Here is a 25,118-nt window from a genome sequence, read left to right as displayed (position 1 = left end):
TATAAAAGCCCGTGCCGCTTCGAGGCCGAAGCTGCATAGACAGAGAAACGCTCTCCACTCTTTCCGGGCAAGTCCATTGGGGAGTTATGCCAAATCCTGGTGAGCAAGACTCACGCGGGAGATTCCAAAAACGGCCCAGTGAAGCCGATTGGCGACGATTAAATCGCGCCAAGGAATTCATGCGCGGCCCGATCCGGCCGGGGCACCGAGACGCTGTGACCACAGCGGATGCCCGGCGCCGATGCCGCCAATTATGCGGAAAGGGCCGCGCCGTCGGACCAGCCGCATCCTCGCAAAGCCTGAACCATGTGCGGTGGCGGCGGCGCCGTCACCCGAATCCATTCCTTGTTCACCGATAGCGGCGGAATGCCGATGGCGTGGGATTGCAGGTGCAGCATCTGGCCCGGCGTCGGGTCCGGACCGTAATAGGCGTCGCCCCGCACCGGGCAGCCCAGATGTTTCATATGGACGCGGATTTGATGGGTTCGTCCGGTTTTGGGAATGCACTCGATCCAGGTCAGGCCGTCGCCCCGCCCCAGCACCCGCCACTGGGTCACCGCCTCTTGCCCGGCCCGATCAATGATGATGCGCCAGCCCCCCTTGCCGGTGACTTTCAAGATCGGGGCGGAAATTTCGCCGGCATCCTCGGCCGGGCCGCCGTGCACCACGGTCCAATAGGCTTTTTCCATGCGGCCTTGCATGAACAGCTTGCCCAGCCGCTTGATGGATTTGTCGTGCCGGCCCAGCGCCAGACAGCCGGCGGTATCGCGATCCAGCCGATGGGCCAGGCGCGGCGGCGCGGCCCAGCCAAAGCTCAGCCCGCCCAGATACAATTCCAGGTGATCGGGGGAATTGGGGCCGGCATGCACCGCCAGCCCCGCCGGCTTATCCAAGACAATGACGTCTTGGTCCTTGAACAGGATGCGGGCTTGGATTTGTTCCGGCGTCACTCCACCAGCTCGGGGATTTTCTCGGGCTTGCCGGGGGCGGATTCGATGATGAAGGTCAGCTTGCCCGCATCATCCACGCCAACCTTGACCAGGCCGCCTTTGGCCAGCTTGCCGAACAACAATTCCTCGGCCAGCGGTTTTTTGATGTGCTCTTGGATGATCCGGCCCAGCGGCCGCGCGCCAAAGGCACGATCATAGCCTTTGGTGACCAGCCATTGCCGGGCGCCATCGGTCAGCTCGATGTGGACATCGCGGTCGCCCAATTGGGTTTCCAATTGCATGACGAACTTATCGACCACCTGCGCCACGATTGCCGGCGACAGGCTGGCGAATGCAATGACCGAGTCCAGCCGGTTGCGGAATTCCGGCGTGAACATGCGCTGAATCGCTTCTTGGTCATCGCCTTCGCGCGATTCCCGCTCGAAACCGATGGCCGCCTTGGCCATGTCGGCGGCGCCGGCATTGGTGGTCATGATCAAGATGACGTTGCGGAAATCGACATTCTTGCCGTTATGGTCGGTCAGGCGGCCATGGTCCATCACCTGCAACAAGATGTTGAACAGGTCGGGATGGGCCTTTTCGATTTCGTCGAGCAGCAGCACGCAATGGGGATGCTGGTCGATGGCGTCGGTCAACAGCCCGCCCTGATCAAAGCCGACATAACCGGGCGGCGCCCCGATCAAGCGCGAGATCGAATGCCGCTCCATGTACTCGCTCATGTCGAAGCGGGTCAGCTCGATCCCCATGATGCGGGCCAGCTGACGCGCCACTTCGGTCTTGCCGACGCCGGTGGGACCACTGAACAGATAGCAGCCGATCGGCTTTTCCGGTTCGCGCAGGCCGGCCCGCGCCAGCTTGATGGCGCTCGACAAGGCCTCGATGGCATTGTCTTGGCCATAGACCATGGTTTTCAGATCGCGTTCCAGCGTCCGCAACGCCTCGACGTCATTGCTCGATACCGATTTAGCCGGAATGCGGGCGATCTTGGCGACGATATCTTCCACATCCTTGACCGTCACCGTCTTGCGCCGCTTGGATTCCGGCAGCAGCATGCGGGCGGCGCCGACCTCGTCGATGACGTCGATGGCCTTGTCCGGCAGCTTGCGGTCGGTGATGTACTTGGCCGCCAATTCCACCGCCGCCTTGATGGCGTCGGCGGTGTATTTCACGTGGTGATGATTTTCGTAATAGATCTTGATGCCGTTCAAAATCTTGATCGAATCGGCCACCGACGGCTCGTTGACATCGATCTTCTGGAATCGCCGCACCAGGGCGCGATCCTTTTCGAAATGGCTGCGATATTCCTTGTAGGTGGTCGACCCGATGCAGCGCAGCGCCCCCGAAGCCAGTGCCGGCTTCAGCAGATTGGACGCATCCATCGACCCGCCCGAGGTGGCGCCAGCGCCGATCACCGTATGGATTTCGTCGATGAACATGATGGCGCCGGGAAAATTCTCCAACTCGGTGACCACCGCTTTCAGCCGTTCCTCGAAATCGCCGCGATAGCGGGTTCCGGCCAACAATGTTCCCATATCAAGCGAGAAGATGGTGGCGCCGCGCAGCACGTCGGGCACCTCGCCCTTGACGATGCGCAGGGCCAGACCCTCGGCGATGGCGGTCTTGCCGACGCCAGGATCGCCAACGTAAAGCGGGTTGTTCTTCGACCGCCGACACAGAATTTGGATGGTCCGCTCGATCTCGGCCTCGCGCCCGATCAGCGGATCAATCTTGCCGTTGGCGGCCTTTTTGTTCAGATCGACGCAATAGGCGGTCAACGCCTCTTGGCCTTTTTTCACCACCTTTTCCGGGCTGGCTTCCTCGTCGGCGCCATGGATTGTGCGGCTTTGGCCGCGGCCGGGCGTCTTGGCGACGCCGTGGCTGATGTAATTGACGGCGTCCAGCCGGGTCATGTCCTGAGTTTGCAGGAAATAGACCGCATGGCTTTCGCGTTCCGAGAACAGGGCGACGACGACATTGGCGCCGCTCACTTCTTCGCGTCCCGATGACTGCACATGGATGGCGGCGCGCTGCACCACGCGCTGGAACCCCGCCGTGGGCTTGGGCTCACCCGCCTTATCGCTGGCCAGATCGTTGAGAGAATGATCGACGAAATCGCGCAAATCGCCGGTCAGCCGGCCGATATCCACATTGCAGGCGCGCATGACCGCCAGAGCATCGGCATCCTCGGTCAGCGCCAGCAGCAAATGCTCCAAGGTGGCGTATTCGTGACGGCGCTCCGCCGCCAGGGCCAAGGCGCGGCGCAGGCTTTGTTCCAGATTTTGCGACAGCATGTGGCCCTCTCCTTAGATTGATTAAGCGACTAGTCCTTTTCGATCGTACATTGCAGCGGATGTTGATTTTGCCGGGCCAGATCCATGACCTGGGTAACCTTGGTTTCCGCTACCTCGTATGTGTACACGCCGCAGATTCCGACGCCCCTGGTATGGACGTGCAACATGATGCGCGTGGCGTCCTCGCGGGATTTACTGAAAAAGTGCTCAAGCACATGAATGACGAACTCCATGGGAGTGTAGTCGTCATTGAGCATCAGCACCTTATACATGGACGGCTTCTTCGTCTTCGGACGGGTCTTGATGACCACCCCGGTCTGATTGTCGCCGCCACCTTGCTTGTCGTCGTTATGGTCGCTCATGATCTCGCGGGGGGGAGTTGCTGCCCAGTGGTACACGCCTATCATATTGGTCAAATCGGCCGAACGAAAAGGGGGTCTTTGCCCTGGGGCAAAGAAATACGGCCCGGCGAAGATCGCCGGGCCGTGAAAATTCAGCTGCGCCGCCGGGAAAAATCGGCTGCGCCTTAGGATCAAGAACCGGGCTTGGTGAACTTCTCGACCACCGCCTTGACGCGGGCATTGAGCGGGGCCACCGCATCTTCCACCAGCTTGACCGACAAATCGCCAAGGCGCGGCGCTTCGGTCAGCAGGCGGTCCAACTGGGCCTTGACCTGGGCCGATTGCAGATCGATCAGTTCGCGCAAGGTCTTGGCCGCCATCAATTGCTTGGACAAGGCCACGCCCTCATCGACGCTTTGCTGGGCCAGACCGTAAACGGTATTGCCCAAATTGTGCAGCCCCTGCGACAGCACTTCCGACGAAGCGACGACGGCATCAAGGGCATCCTTGGCGGCGGCCGACAATTCTTCGTAGGATTTCAGCGCCGCGGCCTGAGCCCGGGCGGCGGCATCGCTTTGGGCCGAATCGGCGGCGACCGGAGCCGGAACAACCGGGGCGGCGACGACCGGCGCCTCCACCACCACCGGGGCCGGGACCTCTAGCGGAGCCGGAGCCTCCACCGCAGCGACAACGGCCGCCGGGGCCGGAACCGGAACCTCAACCTCAACCGGAGCGGCGACAACGGCCGGAGCCGGAGCCGGAGCGGCGGCAGGCTTGGCCGCAACCTTGGCGGCGGCGGGCTTGCCGGCGGGCTTGGCGGCGGGTTTCTTGGCGGCGGGCTTGGCGGGGGTTTCGGCGGTGGTCATCGGCGGAGCATCCTTCGGTTGAGGCGGACAGGGGGAGGCGACGGGCGCGCCAAAAAAGCGCATGCTGCGACGCGATAAGCGCAGTTTGCGGGAACACCAAAGCGGGAGTCAAGAGTCTTTTGTGCAGTGCAGCAAAAGCTTAACCCGACCTCACCGAACCATGCCGTCGGCTCCGACCTTCAAGGAGAACGACGTGACTTCGCCGCGACGCAGCTTTTCCTCGTATTGCGGATCGACCGCAATCGGACCGGGGCGGGCGACGGCAACACCGGTCGGATCGACGGCGAACAGCGTGACGGCGAAAGGCAACGCCTCGAAACCGGCATCCGGATAGGTCCACCCGGTGAAACGGAAGCGGCCATCCTTGCACGATGCCGCACTCCAGTGATAGCCCCGCGACGGCAGCTCCCGTCCGATCGCCGGCGGGCCGAACAATCCGGCGGCGGTGAAATCATCCACCAGCTGGGCGTAAGCGGCTGGTTCCAAGGGCACCGATCCTTCGACGGCACGCCACGGCGCCAGCAAATCATCCCCGGAAAGCCGGGACGCATTGCCCGGCGCGGTGACCTTGACCGACAGCAGGCGGCGAACCGAATCGACCTCGTACAACCGTAATTGCTGATCGTAGACGCCATTATAGACCAAGCGGAAGCGATCGGGCGTCCCCGCCTGACAGGTGGCGCGGATGTCATCGCCGGCGACATAGGAAAACCAATGGAACTTGCGGGTCAGCGGATCAGCCATATCGCCGCCGCCATAGGTGCATCCCGCCAGGGTCAGGCCAACCATCACCACACCAGAAATTCGCCGCATGGGTCTTCCTCCTTCCGCTCGCGCCCGGCTTTCATACGATCAAGCCGCGGGCCATCCGACACGCCAAAATGGAAATGATCAAAGGAACATTGTGATTGTAGACATAAAATTGTGATTTCTTTAAGGTCTTCATCGGATTCTTAAAGTGGTTTCTGTTCAAGAAGGGGGGTCGGAGCATTGCCCTTAGCCCGTCACATCGTCGGATTGTTTTGCCGTGCCCTGGTGCTGGTGACCGTCATGGTCTCGCTGTCTCAGGCGGCCGATGCGCGGGAAAGCCGCTATGCATCCATCGTCGTCGATGCCGATAACGGCAATGTCCTTTACGCGGTCAACCCGGATCGCCGGTCCTTTCCCGCCTCGCTGACCAAGGTGATGACGCTTTACCTGCTGTTCGACGCGCTTGAACAGGGCAAGCTGACCATGAATTCGCGCCTGCCGGTCTCCGCCCATGCCAACCGTCAAGCGCCGTCCAAGCTGAATTTGCAGCCCGGCGACCGCATCGACGTCGAAGACGCGGTGCTGGCCTTGGTGACCAAATCGGCCAATGACGTCGCCGTGGTGGTGGCCGAGGCCATTGGCGGCTCCGAAGATGACTTCGCCGAGATGATGACCCGCAAGGCCCGCCAATTGGGCATGAGCGCCACCACCTACCGCAACGCCTCGGGCCTGCCCGATGCCGGGCAGATTTCGACGCCGCGCGACCAGGCCACCTTGGCCCGCGCCCTGGTGCGGCACCACGCCCATTATTACCACTATTTTTCCACCCGCCAATTCAAGTGGAAGGGCCAGCCCATTTCCACCCATAACCGGCTGATGCTGCGCTATCAGGGCGCCGATGGCATCAAGACCGGCTACATCAATGCCTCGGGCTTCAACCTGATCGCCTCGGCCAAGCGTAACGGCAAACGCATCGTCGGCGTCGTCTTTGGCGGCGACACCGCCGGCTGGCGCGATAACAACATGGCGCAAATTCTCGATAAGGGCTTTGCCCGCGTGAACAGCGCGCCGACGCTGCGCTCCGCCGCCGTCGAGGAAGAAGACCGCGCCGATCTCGATAAGCTGATCGCGTCGGCCACCACCGATAAGACCCAGCCGATCAAGGCCTCGTTCAAGGCCCCGCCCGCCACCAGCGATTCGGATATCGGCGACGCCGATCCCGATTCCTGGGGCATCCAGGTCGGCGCTTTCGGTGATTACAAAACCTCGCACAAGGCCGCCAGCGCCGCCGCCAAGAAGCTGGGCGGGCTGATCTCCGCCGCCAGCGTCGAGGTGGCCAAGGCCAAGTCCGGCAAACGGATGGTCTATCGCTCGCGCTTGGTCGGCTTCACCGAAGATCAAGCCCGTGCCGCCTGCAAGCGCCTGTCCAAGGCCAAGCAAGCCTGCCGGGTGGTTCAGCCCAGCGCCTGATCCGCTTTCGCCCGCGCCCATCCTTGCAGCTGGGCGGCAAGGTCCAGCGCCGTCGTTTCATCCAAATCAATGATGGTGAAGCGGGCGCGCCCTTCCTTGATGCGCAACCGCAGCATGCGCAGACCGCTGTCATGGTCGATGGCGCTCAAGCTGATATGGCGGCTCCACGGCGCTTCGATCTCGGCCAATTGAGTGATTGTTTCTTCCGACATGCGGTGTTCTCCCTATCTTGTGCGAATTCTGTCGTGATAGCGGGCGCGATACAACAAGCGTGACCGCGCCGGGTCGTCGACGAAGCGTTCCCGCGTGTGCAGCACATTGTTGCACAAAAGCCCCCAGCCGGATTCAAGGCTGCCGGTAAAGATATCGGGGCTGTCGCCGTCCAAAATCGCACGGATCGCCAGCGCCGCCGCCCGCGCTTCGGGATGCCATTCAATGCTGCGGCTGCGCGCCGTATAGCGCATGGACAATTCCCCCTGATCGACAAAGAATACCGGCCCGGTCATGGCCGGACGCCGCATGCCCTCGTCCTCGTTGCCGGGAATGGTCATGGCGTCGGCGCGCATCAGCGCCGCCAGCACATCCGGATCATGCTCGCGCAGGGCGATGTACAGCAATTCGGGGTCCATCAAACGATTTTCACCGCCGTGGCCGGCCGGCTGGGCGCAGTGCAGGATCAATCCCCGCACCCGCGCCTTCGGCTGATTGTAATAACCGTCGGTGTGCCAGGCGATCGGACGTTCCGTATAGGGGATATAGCGGGACCGCGGCCCATCGGCGGCCACCGCCAGCGGCGTGATGCCGTCATCATCGGCCAGATGGTTGCGATCCAGCGCCGCCAAACCGAAAGCCTGCCCCAAGGCCGCCACCGCCGCCTTGTCATCGCGCCCGGCGGCGGCCTTGGTTTCCACATAGACGGCCATGTTGGCGCGGTCGATGCGCTGATGCAGCGCCGCTTTTTCCGGCGCGGTCAGCGCCTGAATATCGCCGATTTCGACCACCAGCGCCGCCAGTGAATCCGGCCGCGCCGCCAGCTTCCGATCACGCCAACGCCCATAAGCGGAAGCATCGTCGAGGTCGAACGGGCCGCCGCTCATCTTTCTTCTCGCTGGCCGGAATACTTCTCGCATACGCAGCAAATAACGGGATTCCAGCGACTTACCTGTTTATATCCGTTGCGAGTCATCCGCATTACAACCTCCCGCCGACGTTTTTCTATTTTGCTAAAAGAATCCTCTTGGATCGAGCAAGTCCATAATATTATGATCCATTAATGTAACAAGGGCGAATGGTCCGCCGCGCCGATAAAGGCGATGGCGAGAACCGAAAAAAAACGCCCAACAGGGACGGTTCCAAGGCAGGCGAAAAGCTTCCTGGAAAAATTTGAGAGGGAACCATGTCCGCGCCGGCGTGCCGCGTGCGGATGAAGGGGGAACGACTGTGTCCGACGAAGATCGCCGGACGCGCCCCTTAATCATGACGGTCAGGGAGATCAGGACAATGTCGAAGAAGATGCCGGAGACGCCGCTTCTGGACCAGCTGGAAAGCGGTCCGTGGCCGAGCTTCGTGACCGGATTGAAGCGGTTGGCCACGGACGAGGGCAAGCCCTATGCCGATTACATGAAAAGCCTGCTGGGCCAGTTGGAACTGAGCTACGAAACCCGCAAGGGCTATTGGAAAGGCGGCACGGTCGGCGTGTTCGGCTATGGCGCCGGCGTCATCCCGCGCTTTTCCGAAGTCGCCGACAAGCACCCGGAATCGTCGGAATTCCACACGCTGCGCATCATGCCGGCGCCGGGTTTCTTTTACGACACCAAGACCTTGCGCGATCTGTGCGACATCTGGGCCGAACATGGGTCGGGCCTGATCGCCCTGCACGGCCAATCCGGCGACATCATGATGCAGGGCTGCCGCACCGAACAGGTGCAGCAAGCTTGGGACAAGATCAACGCCATGGGCTTTGACATGGGCGGCGCCGGCGCCGGCGTGCGCACCGCCGCCTCGTGCATTGGTCCGGCGCGCTGCGAACAGGCCTGCTTTGATACGCTCAAGGCCCATCGCACGGTGATCAACGACTTCACCGACGATATCCACCGCCCCAGCCTGCCCTATAAGATGAAGTTCAAGTTCTCGGGCTGCGCCAATGACTGCGCCAACGCGACGCAACGCGCCGATGTCGCCGTCATCGGCACCTGGCGCGACGATATGCAGGTCAACCAGGATGAAGTGAAGGCCAAGGTCGCCCAATTGGGCCGCAAGGAATTCATCAATCAGGTTATCCGCATGTGCCCGAGCCAGGCATTGGCGCTGAACGACGATGACAGCTTGGATATCGACAACAAGTCGTGCGTGCGCTGTATGCATTGCATCAACGTCTGCACCAAGGCGCTCAAGCCCGGCAAGGATCGCGGCATCGCCATCCTGGTCGGCGGCAAGCGCACGCTCAAGATCGGCGATCTGATGGGCTCGGTCCTGGTGCCGTTCATGAAGATGGACAGCGACGAGGATTACGAACGCCTGCTGGAACTGGCCCACAACATGCTGGATTTCTTCGCCGAAAACGCGCTCGAACACGAACGCACCGGCGAAATGATCGAACGCATCGGCGTGGTCAATTACCTGGAAGGCATCGGCCTTGAGCTTGATGTCAACATGATCGCGCAACCGCGCACCAATTCCTATGTCCGCACCGACGGCTGGGACGAGGAAGCGCGCAAGTGGAATGACCGCAAAACCAACGCGGCGGAATAATCCAAGCCGCCGGCCCCGGAAATGCGCGCGGCGGATTTCCGGGCCGGCGACCAAACAAGACAGGGAGACGAGGACGATGAGCGAATTGCGCCGTCCCATTGAAAGCGGTGTGCCGGACAGCACCCAGTTCATGCACCCGACACTGGTCAAGAATTACGGCCAGTGGGCGTGGCATGACCGCCCGCGTCCTGGCGTTTTGCGCCATGTGGCCGAATCGGGCGAGACCATGTACACGATCAAGGCCGGCACCCAGCGGCAGATGGATGTCTATACCATCCGCAAGCTGGCCGACATCGCCGACGAATTTTGCGACGGCTATGTCCGCTTCACCATTCGCTCGGCCGTCGAGTTCATGACCCCGGTCGAAGCCAATGTGCAACCCCTGATCGACCGCCTGGAAGCCGAAGGCTTCCCGGTCGGCGGCACCGGCAACTCGGTCGGCTTCATCAGCCACACCCAGGGCTGGCTGCATTGCGACATCCCCGGCACCGATGCCTCGGGCGTGGTCAAGGCGCTGATGGATCAGTTGGTCGACGAATTCAAGCACGAGGAAATGCCCAATCGGGTCAAGATCACCACCTCGTGCTGTCAGATCAATTGCGGCGGCCAGGGCGACATCGCCATCAACGTTCAGCACACCAAGCCGCCGGTCATCAATCATGAGCTGGTGGCCGGCGTCTGCGAACGTCCCGCCGTCATCGCCCGCTGCCCGGTCGCCGCCATCCGCCCGGCCCTGGTCAACGGCAAGCCGTCGCTGGAAGTGGACGAAAAGAAATGCGTGTGCTGCGGCGCCTGCTATCCGCCCTGCCCGCCTATGCAGATCAATGACCCGGTCAATTCCAAGATCGCCATCTGGGTCGGCGGCAAGCATTCCTCCACCCGCTCCAAGCCGATGTTTCACAAGCTGGTCGCCGCCGGCATTCCCAACAACGCGCCGCGTTGGCCGGAAGCGGCCGAGATCGTGCGCAACATCTTGGGCGCCTATAAGGCCGATGCCCGCGCCTGGGAACGCATGGGCGAATGGATCGAACGCATCGGCTGGCCGCGTTTCTTTGAACTGACCGGCCTGCCCTTCACCAAGTACCACGTGGACAATTGGCGCGGCGGCCGCGCCAATCTGAACACGTCGGCCCATCTGCACTTCTAGGGGGAAGCGCATGAAGTTCGGCATTTTGGTCAACGAAGGCCCCTATAACCACCAGGCCTCGGATTCGGCGTATCGCTTCGCCAAGGCCGCCATCGACAAGGGGCACGAGATTTTCCGCGTGTTCTTCTATTACGATGGCGTGCTCAACGCGACCGCTCATTCCGAACCGCCCAGCGACGACCGCAACGTGATCAAGAATTGGCAAAAGCTGGCCGCCGATCACAAGGTCGATCTGGTGGTCTGTGTCGCCGCCGGCCTGCGCCGCGGCATCGTCGAGGCATCGCTGGCTCCCGGTTTCCGGATTTCCGGCCTGGGCCAATTGATCGAGGCCGGCATCCAAGCCGACCGCATGATCACTTTCGGCGATTGAGCAAATCCGGCAAGCCGGATTTGCGTCAAGCCCGCGCGGCGTATGAGCGAGGCCGGCACGGCCCAAGGCATAGCGTTTTCGGCATAGCCGAAAACGCCCGAGAGGTAGAAGAAATGGAAGACGATTTCGAAGCCGGCACCGTCAAGAAGTTCATGTTCGTCAACCGCAAGCCGCCCTATGGCACCGTCTATGCGCTGGAAGTGCTGGAAATGGTGCTGATCTCGGCCGCTTTCGACCAAGACGTCCACATCGCTTTTCTTGATGACGGCATCTATCAGATCAAAAAGGGCCAAGACACCAAGGATCTGGGCATGAAGAACTTTTCGCCCACCTATCGCGCGCTTGAAGGCTACGACATCGAAAAGCTGTTCGTCGAACGCGAATGCCTGGAAGAACGCGGTCTGAGCGAAGACGATCTGCTGGTTCCGGTCGAAGTCATCAGCCGTGCCGAGATGGGCAAGCTGATGGCCGAGATGGATGTGGTTCTGACGGCGTAAGGAAAGACGACATCATGAGCACTTTGCACACCGTCAACAAATCGCCGTTTGAACGGTCCAACCTGCAAGCCTGCCTGGGCCACGCCCAGAACGGCGACAGCGTCTTGCTGATCGAGGACGCGGTGTTCGCCGCCATCGCCGGCAACACCTTCGCCCCCAAGCTGGCCGACGCCGCCCAAGACATCAAGCTGTTCGTCCTCGGCCCCGATCTCAAGGCGCGGGGCATGGACCCGGCCAAGGTGGTCGATGGCGTCAACATCATTGATTACGAAGGCTTCGTCGATCTGGCGGCGGCGAGTTCAACCATCCATTCATGGCTTTGATAACAAAAAAGAGGGAGAGATACCGATGGCTTATGAAGTGAACGGCAAAAGCATCGAGGCCGACGAAGAAGGCTTTCTGGTCAACATCAACGACTGGAACGAAGAACTGGCCGGTCTGGTCGCCAAGGACGAGGGCGTCGATATGACCCCCGAGCATTGGGAAGTCGTCAACTTCCTGCGCGAATACTATGCCGAATACCAGATCGCCCCGGCCGTGCGCGTGCTGACCAAGGCCATCGCCAAAAAGATGGGGCCGGACAAGGGCAACAACAAATATCTGTACGAGTTGTTCCCCTATGGCCCCGGCAAGCAGGCGTGCAAGATCGCCGGTCTGCCCAAGCCGACCGGCTGCGTCTGATCTTTTGACGTTCCGCTATCGCCCCCGCTTCGGCGGGGGCCTTTTTCCCATGCCCCCTTTTGGCGGGCAAAGGGATAAGCATGCCCGCAGGCTGACACGAGGGTGACGTGACGACCTTTTTCGCCATTCTATTCTATACGGCCGTTGCCGTGCTGGTGGCCGGGTTGGGCATGAAGATCGCCCAGTACGCCCGCGTTCCGGCGCCGCTGAAGATTCCCACCACCCCAGCCCCCCTGACCCGTTCGGGCGCGGCCATGCGGGTCGGGCGCGAGGTTGCCTTGTTCGAAAGCCTGTTCAAGGCCAACAAGCCGTTGTGGATCTTCGCCATGGCGTTTCACCTGGGACTGGCCTTGGTCGTGTTGCGCCACCTGCGCTATTTCCAAGACCCGGTATGGTGGCCGGTGACGCTGCTCCAGCCGTTTGGAATTTATGGCGGTCTCGCCATGCTGGCCGGTCTCGCCGCCTTGCTGGTCCGCCGCATCGTCATCGCCCGCATCGCCTATATCAGCGGCCCTTCCGATTACGCCATGTTGGCGCTGCTGCTGGCCATCGGCGCCAGCGGCATGATGATGAAGATGGTCGCCCATACCGACATCATCGCCGTCAAGATGTTCTTCCTTGGCCTGATGGTCTTCGAATTCCGCCCGCTGCCGGCCGATCCGCTGCTGGCACTCCACTTGTTCCTGGTGGCGGCTTTGATGCTGGTGTTCCCCTTCTCCAAACTGCTGCACGCGCCCGGCATTTTCTTCAGCCCCACCCGCAATCAAGCCGACAACCCGCGTGACCGCCGCCATCTGGCGCCGTGGGCCGCCGATCTCGACCGCGAGAGGACCTGAGCCATGGCCGACATCGAAATCCCCACCCTCGGCGACCCCGACGAACGCGCCATTCCGTGTCTCAAGCCCGGCGCCATGGCCGCGTCCAAGCCCTATGTGGCGGCCCCCGCCCATAATCAGGCCCTGGGCTTCCCCGGCGAATTGGTGCCCGACTGGCACGACAAGGCCATCGGCCGCATGGGCGAATTGCTGGGCAAGTACCGTTCGCTTCAGGTGTTCATGGACATCTGCGTCAAATGCGGCGCCTGCACCGACAAATGCCATTACTTCCTGGGCACCGGCGACCCCAAGAACATGCCGGTGGCCCGCCAGGATTTGTTCCGTTCGGTTTATCGCCGCTATTTCACCCCCGCCGGCAAGGCGTTGGGCGCGATTGGATTGGGCAAGCTGGTCGGCGCCCGCGAGTTCACCAAGGACGTGTTGGACGAATGGTTCAATTACTTCCATCAATGTTCGCAATGTCGGCGGTGCTCGGTCTTTTGCCCCTATGGCATCGACACCGCCGAGGTGTCGATGGCGGCGCGCGACATCATGGACACCATCGGTCACGGCCATAAATACGCCAACGAGATCTTGGGCAAGGTGCACAAGATCGGCAACAATCTGGGCCTTCCCGGCCCGGCGCTGATCGATAATCTGGAAGGCCTGGAAGAAGACCTTAAGGACGAAACCGGCCTTGATATCCGCATGCCGGTGGATGACGCCGGCGCCGACATCTTGTTGGTGACGCCATCGGCCGATTTCTTCGCCGAACCGCATGTGCTGGGGCTGATGGGCTATGCCAAGGTGTTCCACGCCGCCGGCACCTCGTGGACGATCTCGACCAAGGCGACCGAAGCCGCCAATTTCGCCTTGTTCATCGGCTCTTACGAGCAGATGCAAAAGGTCGCCATGCGCATCCGCGAAGCGGCCTTGGAGCTGGGGGTCAAGCGCATCGTCTTCGGCGAATGCGGTCATGCCTGGCGCGTCGCCTATTCGTTCTTGAACACCTTGATCGGGCCGATGGATTTCCTTGATCCGCGCTACCCCAAGCCCCAGCACATCTTGGAATTCACCTGGGACCTGATCAAGCGCGGCGGCATCCGCCTCGATAAATCGGGCAATGACGGCATGGTGTTGACCTTCCACGATTCCTGCAACGTCGCCCGCGCCAGCCGCATGGGCGATTTCGCCGGCGGCCAGTTCGTCATCCCGCGTGAGGTCATCAAGGCCTGTGTGCCGAAATTCGTCGACATGAACCCCGATACCACGCACGAGAAAACCTTTTGCTGTGGCGGTGGCGGCGGCCTGCTGACCGATGAATTGATGGATTTGCGCATCAAGGGCGCCGCCCCGCGCATGGAGGCCCTGGCCGACGTGACCAAGCGCGAGGGCGTCACCCACATGGCCAGCATCTGCGCCATTTGCAAGGCGCAATTCACCAAAGTGCTGCCGGTTTACGGCTTTGATCGCGAGACCGTGGTGTCGGTTCACCAATTGGTGAGCAACGCCATCGTACTCGGCAACAACGACTGAAAAATCAGTTTCAGGGAGAGGGTTCCATGGCCAAAACCACCGCCAAGGCGATCACCGAAGGCAAGAACTTCCGCCGCTACCAAGAGGGCGCCACCGAATATCCGCAGTGGACCGACGCCATCTTTCAGGCGAGCTGGTCGCATAAATGCCCGACCTATGTCCTGCGCACGCCGCCGTGCTCGGGGTCGTGTCCATCGGGTCACGACATCCGCGGCTGGCTGGACATCGTCCGCGGCATGGAAAAGCCGGCGGATGGGCTGACCTGGCAGCAATACGCCTTTGCCCGCATGACCGAGGCCAACCCGTTCCCGTCGATCATGGGCCGTGTCTGCCCGGCGCCGTGCGAGCAGGGCTGCAACCGCAACATGGTCGAGGAACATATCGGCATCAATTCGGTCGAACATTATGTCGGCGATTGGGCCATCACCAACGGCGCCGGCTTCACCCCGGCGGCGGAAACCGGCAAGCATGTCGCCGTCATCGGCGGCGGCCCCGCCGGCCTGTCGGCGGCCTATCAACTGCGCAAGCGCGGCATCGCCGTCACCTTGTTCGAAGCCAATGCCGAGTTGGGCGGGTTCATGCGCTATGGCATCCCCGGCTATCGCGTGCCGCGCGACGTGTTGGACAGCGAATGCAAGCGCATCACCGACATGGGCGTCACCGTCAAGACCAATACCCGTATCGGCCGCGATCTCACCATCGCCCAACTGGAAGCCGATTACGACGCCGTCTTCTGGGGCGTCGGCACCCACAAGGGACGCGGCCTGCCGGTTCCCGGCTGGGAAGGCACCCCCAATTGCGTGTCGGGCATCGCCTTCCTGAAAGCCTTCAACGAAGGCCGCTTGCAGGCGGTGACCGGGCGGATCATCGTCGTCGGCGGTGGCGACACCTCCATCGACGTGGCCTCGGTCGCCCGTCGTCTCGGCCATATCAAGGAAGTCTCGGCCCAGGATCGCATTGAACATGTGATCTTCGGCGAAGCCGCCCACGACGTCGCCGCCGCCGCCACGCGCGAAGGCTGCGAAACCACCCTGACCTCGTTGTTCCCGGTGGAAAAGATGATGGCGGCCCAGCGCGAAGTCGACGACGCCAAGCGCGAAGGCATCGACATTAAGGGCGGCGTCATGCCGCTGGAGGTGCTGAAAGACGCCGATGGCCGCGCCATCGGCCTGCGCATGTGCAAATGCACCATGAACGGCATGATCCCCGAAGCAATCGGCGGCACCGAATTCACCTTAGAGGCCGATCTGATCGTCGCCGCCATCGGCCAGAAAGGCGACCTTGAGGGATTGCCGGAACTGGACAACGGCAACGGCTTCATCAATGCCGACAAGACCATGCGCATTCCCGGCCGGCCCAAGCATTTCGTCGGCGGCGATGTGGTGCGTCCGCATCTGCTGACCACCGCCATCGGCCACGGCCGCGTTGCCGCCGCCTCCATCGCCGAATTCCTGCAAACCGGTGAGATCAGCAAGCGGCCCAAGGTTGATGTCCATCACTGGAAGCTGCTGGAAAAGCTGCGTGAAACCAATCTGTCACCGGCGGAATATGACGGCATGCCGACGCGCGGCACCAGCGACGCCAAATTCGCCGTCCATAATTACGAAGATCGCGGCGCCAACGACATCATCACCCACGAAGATTTGTTCTTGGGCCACTTCACCCATAATCCGCGGCACCACCGCAGCGAAATCCATATCGGCGCCGACGAGGTGATCGGCAATTTCACCGAGCGTCTGCTGCCGCTGGACGAAAAACAAGCCATCGACGAGGCCAAGCGCTGCATGTCGTGCGGCCTGTGCTTCGAGTGCGATAATTGCGTCGTGTTCTGCCCGCAAACGGCCGTCAGCCGCACCCCCAAGAGCCAGCGCACCACCGGCCGCTATGTCGAGACCGATTACAACAAATGCATCGGCTGCCATATCTGCGCCGATGTCTGCCCCACCGGCTATATCCAGATGGGCTTGGGGGAATAGGCATGAACATGCTGCGGGCGGTGATGCTGGCGTTGCTGCTGGGGCTGGCCTTTGTCGCCAGCCCGGTGGCGACGGCGCAAGCGGGCGAGGCCGGACCAAGCTTCCCCAAGGCGCAAGGGTCATGCGTCGATGATCCGGCCACCATGCGCCGGCATCATTTCGACTTTTTGACCCACCAGCGCGACGATACGTTGCGCGCCGGAATCCGGGGCGCCAAGTACAGCTTGAAGGAATGCGTCACCTGCCACGCCAGCACCGCCGCCAACGGCAAGCCGGTGCCGGTGAACGCGCCGGGCCAATTCTGCCAGTCCTGTCACGCCTATGCCGCCGTGACCATTGATTGCTTCAGCTGTCACGCCACCACCCCGCAAACGGCGGAGGCAAAACCATGAGCCAGCCAACCAGCCGCCGCGACCTGCTGAAGGCCGCCGCCATCGGCGCGGTGGCCATCGCCCCCGGCCTGACCCTGATCGCCCCCGCCGCCGCCCGCCCCCTGGGCACCGGGGCCAGCGCCGCCAATCGCTGGGGCCTGCTGATCGACACCAGCAAATGCGATGCCGGCTGCACCGCCTGCGTCGATGCCTGCAAGACCGAGATGGGCCTGACCGGCCACGACCGGCCGCTGACCGATTCCCAATATATCCGCAAGGTCGATGTCACCGACCCGGCCAGCGGCCACCGGCATTCGCTGCCGGTGATGTGCCAACATTGCGCCAAGCCGCCTTGCGTCGATGTCTGCCCGACCGGGGCCAGCATGAAGCGCGCCGATGGCATCGTTTTGGTCGACCGTCATATCTGCATCGGCTGCCGCTATTGCATGATGGCCTGTCCTTACAAGGCGCGCTCCTTCATCCACGAGGATCAAAGCGGTCAAAAGCCCGACAACCCGCGCGGCAAGGGCTGCGTCGAGAGCTGCACCTTGTGCGCCCACCGCATCGATGCCGGCGGCCAGCCGGCCTGTGTCGAATCTTGCGCCAAGGACGGCCGGGCGGCCATGCTGTTCGGAGACCTGAACGACCCCAATTCCGAGATTTCGCGCCGCGTGTCCACGGAAGCCACCAGCCGTATCCGCGCCGATCTGGGCGTCGAGCCGGCCATCCGCTATCAGGGGATCTAAGCCATGAAGCGTGTCCAATATCTGGCCATTCCGGCCTGGACCCCCGGCTGGATGATGGTGATGGCGGCATTGGCCGTCATCATCGCCATCGCTGGCGGCGCGGTCTTGTACATGGAACATCAAGGCCATTGGGTCACCGGCATGACCAATCAGGTGGTGTGGGGCATGCCCCACGTCTTCGCCATTTTCCTGATCGTCGCCGCCTCGGGCGCGTTGAATGTCGCCTCCATCGGCTCGGTGTTCGGGCGCGAGCCTTATCAGCCGCTGGGGCGGCTGTCGGCGCTGATGGCCATGGCCTTGCTCGCCGGGGGCTTGGGGGTGCTGGTGCTCGATCTGGGCCGGCCAGACCGTCTGGTCGTCGCCATCACCCATTTCAACGTCAAATCCATCTTCGCCTGGAACGTTATCTTGTATTCCGGCTTTTTCGCCGTCGTCGGCTTTTACCTGTGGGCGATGATCGACTGGCGCATGAAGCGGGCCTATAAGCCGGCGGCCATCACCGCCTTTTTGTGGCGGCTGATCCTGACCACCGGCACCGGCTCGATCTTCGGCTTTTTGCTGGCCCGCGACGCCTATAACGCGGCGGTGATGGCGCCGTTGTTCATCGCCATGTCCTTCGCTTTCGGCCTTGCCCTGTTTATTTTGTTCATCCTGGGCGCCACCACCGCGCTGAACCGGCCGCTGTCGATGGAACTGGTGCGCCGCAAAGGCCGCTTGCTCGGGCTATTCGTCGCCGCCAATCTGTATTTCGTCGCCATCCAGCACGTTACCGCCCTGTACATGGCCGACCGCGTCGCGGTGGAAACTTTCCTGCTGCTCCAAGGCGGTCTTTACACCGCGCTGTTTTGGGGCGGACAAGTGCTGCTGGGGGCCTTGGTCCCGCTGATCTTGGTGTTCCGCCCCAATGCCAGCCGCTGTCGGGTCCGCGCCGCCTCGGTGCTGGTGGTGCTGGGCGGCATCGCCCAAATTTATGTCATCCTGATCGGCGGCCAGGCCTTCCCGCTGACCCTGTTTCCGGGCATGGAGGTATCGTCCTCATTCCAAGACGGCCTCGTCGCCGCCTATGCTCCGACCGCGGCCGAGATCCTGCTTGGCCTCGGCGGCTTCGCCCTGGCCTTGCTGATCGCGGTCATCGGTGCTTCGGCCTTGCGCATCCTGCCGGCCTCGTTGGGGGATGGCGACGAAGCGACCGCCGAAATTATCCTGGCCGAAGGCGACCCCGTCGCCGCCCCATAGCCCCACTGGTCCTGTGCATACCTCTGTGCTAAGCTTCGCACAGAGGTGCCGGGGTAAGGGAAAGGCGTTGGTCTCAGCATGACCACCATTCTTGTCGTCGATGATTCCAAATTCTTTTTGTCGGTTCTGACCTCAAAGCTACGCTCTGCCGGCTTTCAGGTGATTGGCGCCGCCTCGATCGCCGAGGCCCGCACCATGTTGGAGACCCGGCGCGACGAGATTTTCATGGCCTTGCTGGATCTGTTCCTGCCCGACGGCCCCGAAGGCGAAGTGGTCGATCTGGCCATCAGCCATGGTGTGCCCTCGGTGGTGTTCACCGGCAATTATTCCGAAGACACCCGCGACCGCGTCTTGTCCAAGCGGGTTATCGATTACGTGGTCAAGGATGATCCCAGCAGCCTGGATTACCTGACCGCGCTGGTGCATCGGCTGGAATATAACCGCTCGATTCGCGCCCTGATCGTCGACGACGCCACCACGGCCCGCAAATATATGGCCGATCTGCTGTCGCTCTATCAATTCCAAGTCATCGAGGCCAGCAACGGCGAAGAAGCGCTGCAACGTCTGGCCGATACCGACGGCATCCGCCTGGTGATCTCCGATTACCATATGCCGGTGATGGATGGCTTTCAGTTGATCAAGAATATCCGCAAGACCTGGCGGCGCGATCAGGTGGCGGTGATCGGGGTTTCGTCATCGGGATCAAGCACGCTTTCGGCCAAATTCATCAAAAGCGGCGCCAATGATTTCCTCAACAAGCCATTCCTGCGCGAGGAATTCTTTTGCCGCATCGCCATGAACATTGATCTGCTGGAGCAGGTCGATGCGCTGAAAGCGGCCGCCACCACCGATTATCTGACCGGCATCCCCAACCGTCGTTCGTTCTTCGAACGGGCCCAGCCGCTGATGGCCGCCGCCAAGCGCGGCCAGGCTGAAATCGCCGTCGGGCTGATCGACCTGGACCATTTCAAATCCATCAACGACAGCCACGGCCATGAAGCCGGCGACATCGCCCTGGCCGCCGTCGCCCAGCTTTTGCTGGCCGAATGCCGGCAAACCGATCTGGTCGCCCGCTTCGGCGGCGAGGAATTCTGCGTCCTCGCCTTCAATCTGGAGGCCGATAAGCGTGACAGCTATTTCGAACGCCTGCGCAGCCGCATCAGCGACCTGCGCATCGACTTCGCCGGCAATCAACTGACCCTCAGCGCCAGCATCGGTGTTTCCGGCAATGCGGAGCTGGGACTGGACGGCATGCTCGCCGAAGCCGATTTTCAGCTGTATCGCGCCAAGGAAGAAGGACGCAACCGCGTGTGCTGGCTGAGTTGATCCGCGCAATTTTAATAAAATTACCGTTGGTTGCTCGATAAATTTACCGGTAATACCATTTGTTGTATTTCGTTTAATATTCGTTCATCTTGGTCTAGCCCCCATCTTATGGACCAAGACCATGAGCGCTTTCGCCCCCTCCTTGACCGGCTTGCCGCCGCTGGTTCAACCGGCCCAGCCGGTGGACACCATCCGCGCTTTGCTGCGGCGCGAGGTGGCCAGCATTCTCAAGGAAGCCATGCCGGTCTTGGCCCTGGTGCCGCCCGACAAGGTCTATGATCACGTCATGTCCGACCCGATCTTGTTGGAACAAGCCTTTCGCGTGTTGCGCTCCCAGCCGGAATTGTTCAAGGACATCATCACCACGCCACAGCGGAACATGCCGCAAAGCGATGAGGAATCGTTGTGGTGCGGCCGCACCTTGGCTGAAGCCATTGCCCTGGTCGTCCGCGCTTGTGCCCGCCGCTATTTCAAACAGCGCCTGAAAACCCCGAAATTCCGCCCCTTGCGCCAGCCCAGCGTCGGCTTTTGGCGCTCGCTTGGCATCGCCCTTGGTGTCTCTGAACCGGCGCGCCCGCTGCGCCGCAAACCGGCTATCGGCGCTGGCGACAAGCTTTATGCCGCCATGCGCGACCTGCTGCGCTATGAATGGCAAGTCCCGCTGATCCCGGCTTATTCGACGCTGTCGCCGCAATTGGTGACCAGCCTGGGTGAAAAACTGCTGGAATTCCGCGATCCCTTAAAAGTCCAATTGTTGTCGGATTATTCCACCGAAAGCGCCTTGGTTGACGGCAAACTGCCGCTGCTGCTGTCCGATGCCCATCGCTTGATGACCGCCGCCTCCGACAATATCAACGCCGAAGTGCTGTGGAACGTGTGCCAGAAAATGCGCATGGCCGCCTTGTTCCCCGGTCACGACACCGCCGAAATGCGCAAGGCGGTATCCCTGGTCGCCGCCACCAGCCCGGCGGCGCTCAAGATCATGCTGCCGGTCCTGGGCGACGACATCCGCAAGTTCACCTTGTACCTGTTCACCGTTTACGGAAAATTCGGCCCGGCGCGCTATCGCCAGGTGCTGGGGGCGCAATGCCAAAGCTGGGTGGTCGAAGGCATGGCCAAACGAGTGGCAAAAGAACCGCCCTTGACCGGCACCCACGAAGAAATGAAGCGCACCATCGAAAGCTGGCTGGATTCCACCTTGGAAACAGTGGTTACCGATGAAGGCCAGCGCACCGATATGCTGGGGGCGTTGGACGGAGTCGCCGACAAGACGACGAAATAGCCCCGCCACCCTGGCGGACGACTGCCCCCGCGGCGCGGCTTTAGGCCGCCCCGATCCGCAATCGGGTCGCCCCCAATTCCCCCCGATGCTCCAAGATCGGATAGGCGACCGAAGCGATATGGGCGTTGATGCGCTTCAGATCGCGAAGGATATCCAGATGCAAGGCGCTGGTTTCGATACTCTCGCGCCGGCCGCTGCCGATCCGTTGCAAATGCGCTTCGGTGGCGTTGCGCTCCAAGGTGCGGATTTCCGCCTTGTCTTCGACCAATTGCCGGGCCAGACGGGCGTCACCGGACATGAACACCGCCAGCGCCGTTCGCAAATTGTCCTGGGTCAGCGCGAACAAGGCGGTGATGTCGGCCAATCCTTCGGCTGAGAACGACAAGTGCCGTTTGATCTTTCTTTCCGCCAGATCCTTGAGATTCCGGTCAACGATATCGCCGATATGTTCAAGGTTGATGACGAAGGTCATGATGTCGCTGGCCCGGCGGCGGTCGTCATTGTCCAGATCCTCGTTGGACAATTGGGCCAAATACAGTTTGACCGCCTCGTGCAAGGCATCGACCACGTCGTCGGCGCGGCCGATTTCGCCGCCCAATCGCCCATCGTTATCGCGCAGCATTTCCAAGCTGTGCCGCAGCATCGTTTCCACCACGTCGCCGATCCGCAACGCCTCGCGCGCTGCCGCGCCGATGGCGACGGCCGGACTTTCCAACGCCGATGGATCCAGATGACGCGGCTGTCGCGGGTCGGCGTCGCCCGCCACCTCGGGCCGCAGGATGGCCAGCACCCGCGCGATGACCCGGGTCAACGGCAAGACGGCCACCGCCAATCCCAGATTGAAGGCGATATGGAAGCCGACCAATTGCTCGATCGGGGCCATCCCGGTCAGATCCAATCCTCGGGCCAGGGTGTCGAGGAACGGCAACGCCGCCAGGCAGCCGGCGGCACGCACCATCAAATTGCCCAACGGCACCCGGCGAAACATCGGGTTTTCGCGACCGGTTTCCAGCACCGGCGACAAAGCGCTGCCCAGATTGGCTCCCAAGATCAAGGCCAGACCAAAAGCCAGACCGAAATCGCCCTTGGCCGCCAACGGCAAGATCAACAAGATCGACGCGACGCTGGAATGGGCAAGCATGGCCAGCACCGCCGCCAACACCACCGCGATGAGCCAAGCCCCATCAAGATCGTGCAGCATTTGGCGCAACTGCGCCGATTGCCGCAATGGCTCGGAAGCCACATCAAGCAGATGCAAGGACAGCAGCATCAACCCCAGCCCGATCAGAACCCGAGCCCAATGGCGACGATGGCCCGACCCCGAGCGGAACAGCCCGACCCCGGCCAATACCAAAATCGCCGATACCGGGCCGATATCGAAGGTCAGGAACTTGACGACCAGACTGGTGCCCACATTGGCCCCCAGCATCACCGCCTGGGCCATGTCCACGCTCATCAAACCGCGACCGACAAAGGACGCCGCCATCAGGCAGGTGGCGGTGCTGCTTTGCAGAGCGACGGTGACGACACAGCCCATGCCCGCCGTTTTCAACCGGCTGTCGGCGCTTTTATTGATCCATCGGCGCAGGGCGGCGCCAAAAGCGCGCATCACGCCGGCCGACACCATGCGCAATCCCCACAGCAACAAGGCTGCGGCCCCAAGGATATTGATCAGGACGATGGCTTCGTTCACCCACATACCCTCCTTGTCGAAAAGGGGGGACGGTGGCTCGTCGCTGCGCTGCCGAGTCTATGACCACCGTCCAGCGCAATCCGGCACTGGCGTTCATAGGCGCAACCATGGCGCCGCCATGGTTCACATGGCGTCGATGGTCTGTCATAAAAGTGTAACAGTCAACACATCGCCCTTAGGTCTTCCGCATGGGAAAGCCTCCCACCCGGCTCCTGGGCAGGGTTTACACCCCCAACTCCCGCTTGCTCACCCGCATCATCGACGCCAGCAGCGACAAGACGGCCCAGGCCACCACCACCGCCAGCGACAGCAGATAGCCGCGCTGCCCCAGTAACGCCAGACCATCGCCATAGAATGGCGCCCGGATGATTTCCAGGGCATGGAACACCGGATTGATCTGCATGACCACGTTCATCCAGCCCGGCGCACCGGAAATGGGGAACAAAGCGCCCGACAGCATCCACAGCGGCATCAAAAACACCATCATGATGGCGTGAAAACCAGCGGTGGAGCGCATGCCCCAGGCGAGCAAAAAGCCCAAACCGGCGAAGCCGATACTGGTCAGAATAAAGCCGAGCAGCAGCAAGACAGCCCCTGCCCCCCCCAGCGTCAGCCCCAGGAAGGGGGCGGCGACAGTGAACAACAGCACCTGGACCAAGGCAATGGCGGTGGCGCCGAAAACCTTGCCCAACACGATGGCCATGCGGCTGACCGGGGCGACCAGCACCCCTTGCAAGAAACCGGCGTCGCGGTCCTCGATGATGGTGATGCAGGCAAAAATGCTGGCGAACAGCAGCATCATCACCATGACGCCGGGATAGAAATATTCAAAATAGCTGACCTGCGCCAGTCCGGCCGGGCGGAAGCTGGTGCCCATGCCGGCGCCAAGAAACAGCCAGAACATCAGCGGCTGGGCCACCGCGCCGATCACCCGCTGCGGCTGACGGGCAAAACGGGTGAATTCGCGCTTAGCCAGCGCCAGGGCAACGCCCATCATTGGCCCAACTCCTTGTGGCTGGCCCGCTCGGGCTCGGCCCGTCCGGTGACATGGACAAAAACGTCTTCAAGATCGGGCTGCTTGATGGAAATCGAGCGGATCTGGTCGCGCCAGCGTTCCAAGATGCTTTCCAGCATGGGCAGCCCCTCGCCGTTCTCGGTCTCTTCCAGGCGCAGCTCGTCGCCATGCCGGCGCACCGCCAATCCCAGCTCGGCCCGCAGACTGGCCGCCAAAGCCTCGGCGTCGCCTTGCGGCCGCACCACCACCATCTCGGTGCCGATCAGCGCCTTCAGCGCCTGAGGGCTGTCATAGGCCAGCAGATTGCCTTCGCGCAGAATGGCGACGCGGTCGACCTCTTCCGCCTCGGAAAAGACGTGGCTGGTCATCAACACGGTCATGCCGCGCTCTCGTTGCAGTTTTTGCAAGGCGCCGAGAAAATTGCGACGCGATGCCGGATCCAAGCCGGTGGTCGGTTCGTCCAGCAGCAGCACGCGCGGCCGGGTCATCAGCACCTTGGCCAGCTCCACCTGACGGGCCAAGCCGCCGGATAAGGTCTCGACCTTTTGCTCCAACCGATCGGCCAAATCGCTCCACGCCAGGGCGTCGTCGCGCAGACGGGAAAAATCGCCCCGACCGATACCGTACAGATCGGCATGGAGCCGCAAGTTCTCCGCCACCGTCAGGTGCTTGTCCACCGCCGGGCTTTGAAACACCACGCCCAAAATGCGGCGCACGTGTTGCGGCTGGGCGAACAGATCGAAGCCGCCGATGCTGACCTTGCCGGAACTGGGCAAGGCAAGACCGCACAGAATGCGGAACAGCGTCGATTTGCCCGAGCCGTTGGGGCCGGACAGGATGGCGAATTCACCTTCCGCCACCGACAGGGTCAGATCAGCCAACGCGACGCGCGGCGCCTGCTTGCGGCTGGCGGGATAGGTGTGGGTCAGGGACTGAATTTGAATCATGGGTTTTGCTTACCCCAGGCGGAGATCGGGTGCAAGCTAACCCATCACGCCATCGGGTACA

General features: G+C 61.9%; 25 protein-coding genes. 15 read left to right on the top strand and 10 right to left on the bottom strand.

What is annotated here, in order from left to right; all coding sequences use genetic code 11:
• Positions 1-251: 251 nt before the first annotated feature.
• The 5 genes from KEC16_RS11960 to KEC16_RS11940 all read right to left on the bottom strand — a co-directional run bounded on the left by KEC16_RS11960 (position 252) and on the right by KEC16_RS11940 (position 5,261).
• Entirely contained in the window at positions 252-950 is a 699-nt protein-coding gene (locus tag KEC16_RS11960) for an RluA family pseudouridine synthase (protein WP_211549162.1), read from the bottom strand.
• Positions 947-3,241 (bottom strand): ATP-dependent Clp protease ATP-binding subunit ClpA, encoded by a 2,295-nt coding sequence (gene clpA / locus KEC16_RS11955; protein WP_211549160.1) that lies wholly within the window; start codon positions 3,239-3,241, stop codon positions 947-949. Before clpA ends, KEC16_RS11960 begins: the two co-directional genes overlap by 4 nt.
• A gap of 29 nt (positions 3,242-3,270) precedes the next feature.
• Positions 3,271-3,603, bottom strand: a complete 333-nt coding sequence (gene clpS, locus KEC16_RS11950) for an ATP-dependent Clp protease adapter ClpS (RefSeq protein WP_211549181.1) — start codon at positions 3,601-3,603, stop codon at positions 3,271-3,273.
• Between the two features lie 170 nt (positions 3,604-3,773).
• Positions 3,774-4,448 (bottom strand): phasin family protein, encoded by a 675-nt coding sequence (locus tag KEC16_RS11945; protein ID WP_211549158.1) that lies wholly within the window; start codon positions 4,446-4,448, stop codon positions 3,774-3,776.
• Positions 4,449-4,598: 150 nt separating this feature from the next.
• Positions 4,599-5,261, bottom strand: coding sequence for a hypothetical protein (locus KEC16_RS11940; RefSeq protein WP_211549156.1), 663 nt, complete (start codon positions 5,259-5,261; stop codon positions 4,599-4,601).
• A gap of 177 nt (positions 5,262-5,438) precedes the next feature.
• On the opposite strand from KEC16_RS11940, the gene KEC16_RS11935 reads away from it, so the two are divergent.
• Positions 5,439-6,668 carry a D-alanyl-D-alanine carboxypeptidase family protein gene (locus KEC16_RS11935; RefSeq protein ID WP_249209139.1) on the top strand — a complete coding sequence of 410 codons (1,230 nt, stop codon included), beginning with the start codon at positions 5,439-5,441 and terminating at the stop codon, positions 6,666-6,668.
• On the opposite strand, the gene KEC16_RS11930 is transcribed toward KEC16_RS11935, so the two are convergent.
• Positions 6,653-6,880: a DUF6967 family protein gene (locus tag KEC16_RS11930; RefSeq protein ID WP_211549154.1), complete on the bottom strand. Its 228-nt coding sequence runs from the start codon at positions 6,878-6,880 to the stop codon at positions 6,653-6,655. The two genes, KEC16_RS11935 and KEC16_RS11930, sit on opposite strands and share 16 nt — an antisense overlap.
• A gap of 12 nt (positions 6,881-6,892) precedes the next feature.
• A complete protein-coding gene (locus KEC16_RS11925; protein ID WP_211549152.1) occupies positions 6,893-7,765 on the bottom strand; it encodes a TauD/TfdA family dioxygenase in 873 nt (290 codons plus the stop codon).
• A 403-nt stretch (positions 7,766-8,168) separates the two neighbouring features.
• Between KEC16_RS11925 and dsrA the strand changes: the two genes are divergently transcribed.
• From dsrA to KEC16_RS11855, 14 genes are all read left to right on the top strand, one after another.
• Complete coding sequence (dsrA, locus tag KEC16_RS11920; protein ID WP_211549150.1) at positions 8,169-9,419, top strand: dissimilatory-type sulfite reductase subunit alpha; 1,251 nt, start codon at positions 8,169-8,171, stop codon at positions 9,417-9,419.
• A gap of 76 nt (positions 9,420-9,495) precedes the next feature.
• Positions 9,496-10,566, top strand: coding sequence for a dissimilatory-type sulfite reductase subunit beta (gene dsrB / locus KEC16_RS11915; RefSeq protein ID WP_211549148.1), 1,071 nt, complete (start codon positions 9,496-9,498; stop codon positions 10,564-10,566).
• Positions 10,567-10,576: 10 nt separating this feature from the next.
• Positions 10,577-10,936: a sulfurtransferase complex subunit TusD gene (gene tusD, locus KEC16_RS11910; protein ID WP_211549146.1), complete on the top strand. Its 360-nt coding sequence runs from the start codon at positions 10,577-10,579 to the stop codon at positions 10,934-10,936.
• A gap of 113 nt (positions 10,937-11,049) precedes the next feature.
• Positions 11,050-11,433 (top strand): sulfurtransferase complex subunit TusC, encoded by a 384-nt coding sequence (tusC, locus tag KEC16_RS11905; RefSeq protein ID WP_211549144.1) that lies wholly within the window; start codon positions 11,050-11,052, stop codon positions 11,431-11,433.
• Positions 11,434-11,447: 14 nt separating this feature from the next.
• A complete protein-coding gene (gene tusB / locus KEC16_RS11900) occupies positions 11,448-11,756 on the top strand; it encodes a sulfurtransferase complex subunit TusB (protein WP_211549142.1) in 309 nt (102 codons plus the stop codon).
• Positions 11,757-11,781: 25 nt separating this feature from the next.
• Positions 11,782-12,114, top strand: coding sequence for a TusE/DsrC/DsvC family sulfur relay protein (locus tag KEC16_RS11895; RefSeq protein ID WP_211549140.1), 333 nt, complete (start codon positions 11,782-11,784; stop codon positions 12,112-12,114).
• A 107-nt stretch (positions 12,115-12,221) separates the two neighbouring features.
• Positions 12,222-12,950: a respiratory nitrate reductase subunit gamma gene (locus KEC16_RS11890; protein WP_211549138.1), complete on the top strand. Its 729-nt coding sequence runs from the start codon at positions 12,222-12,224 to the stop codon at positions 12,948-12,950.
• A 3-nt stretch (positions 12,951-12,953) separates the two neighbouring features.
• A complete protein-coding gene (dsrK, locus tag KEC16_RS11885; RefSeq protein WP_211549136.1) occupies positions 12,954-14,465 on the top strand; it encodes a sulfate reduction electron transfer complex DsrMKJOP subunit DsrK in 1,512 nt (503 codons plus the stop codon).
• A gap of 26 nt (positions 14,466-14,491) precedes the next feature.
• Entirely contained in the window at positions 14,492-16,441 is a 1,950-nt protein-coding gene (locus KEC16_RS11880) for an NAD(P)-binding protein (RefSeq protein ID WP_211549134.1), read from the top strand.
• Between the two features lie 2 nt (positions 16,442-16,443).
• Positions 16,444-16,833, top strand: a complete 390-nt coding sequence (locus KEC16_RS11875) for a cytochrome c3 family protein (RefSeq protein ID WP_249209137.1) — start codon at positions 16,444-16,446, stop codon at positions 16,831-16,833.
• Positions 16,830-17,558 carry a sulfate reduction electron transfer complex DsrMKJOP subunit DsrO gene (gene dsrO / locus KEC16_RS11870; RefSeq protein ID WP_211549132.1) on the top strand — a complete coding sequence of 243 codons (729 nt, stop codon included), beginning with the start codon at positions 16,830-16,832 and terminating at the stop codon, positions 17,556-17,558. The genes KEC16_RS11875 and dsrO overlap by 4 nt, the downstream gene beginning before the upstream one ends.
• Positions 17,559-17,561: 3 nt before the next feature.
• Positions 17,562-18,794, top strand: a complete 1,233-nt coding sequence (nrfD, locus tag KEC16_RS11865) for an NrfD/PsrC family molybdoenzyme membrane anchor subunit (protein WP_211549130.1) — start codon at positions 17,562-17,564, stop codon at positions 18,792-18,794.
• Between the two features lie 78 nt (positions 18,795-18,872).
• Complete coding sequence (locus KEC16_RS11860) at positions 18,873-20,120, top strand: GGDEF domain-containing response regulator (RefSeq protein ID WP_211549127.1); 1,248 nt, start codon at positions 18,873-18,875, stop codon at positions 20,118-20,120.
• 121 nt (positions 20,121-20,241) lie between these two features.
• Positions 20,242-21,402, top strand: coding sequence for a hypothetical protein (locus KEC16_RS11855; RefSeq protein ID WP_211549125.1), 1,161 nt, complete (start codon positions 20,242-20,244; stop codon positions 21,400-21,402).
• Positions 21,403-21,442: 40 nt separating this feature from the next.
• Here KEC16_RS11855 and KEC16_RS11850 read toward each other — a convergent pair whose 3' ends face one another.
• From KEC16_RS11850 to KEC16_RS11840, 3 genes are all read right to left on the bottom strand, one after another.
• Positions 21,443-23,095, bottom strand: a complete 1,653-nt coding sequence (locus KEC16_RS11850; protein ID WP_211549123.1) for a Na/Pi cotransporter family protein — start codon at positions 23,093-23,095, stop codon at positions 21,443-21,445.
• A 223-nt stretch (positions 23,096-23,318) separates the two neighbouring features.
• Entirely contained in the window at positions 23,319-24,092 is a 774-nt protein-coding gene (locus tag KEC16_RS11845; RefSeq protein ID WP_211549121.1) for an ABC transporter permease, read from the bottom strand.
• Positions 24,089-25,057 (bottom strand): ABC transporter ATP-binding protein, encoded by a 969-nt coding sequence (locus tag KEC16_RS11840; RefSeq protein ID WP_211549119.1) that lies wholly within the window; start codon positions 25,055-25,057, stop codon positions 24,089-24,091. Before KEC16_RS11840 ends, KEC16_RS11845 begins: the two co-directional genes overlap by 4 nt.
• Positions 25,058-25,118 lie beyond the last annotated feature (61 nt).

Origin of the sequence: Magnetospirillum sulfuroxidans, assembly GCF_018224925.1 — a bacterium.
Classification (GTDB): Bacteria; Pseudomonadota; Alphaproteobacteria; order Rhodospirillales; family Magnetospirillaceae; genus Magnetospirillum; species Magnetospirillum sulfuroxidans.
Note: the sequence above shows the minus strand (reverse complement) of the source record. Positions and strands in the feature narration are given on the sequence as shown.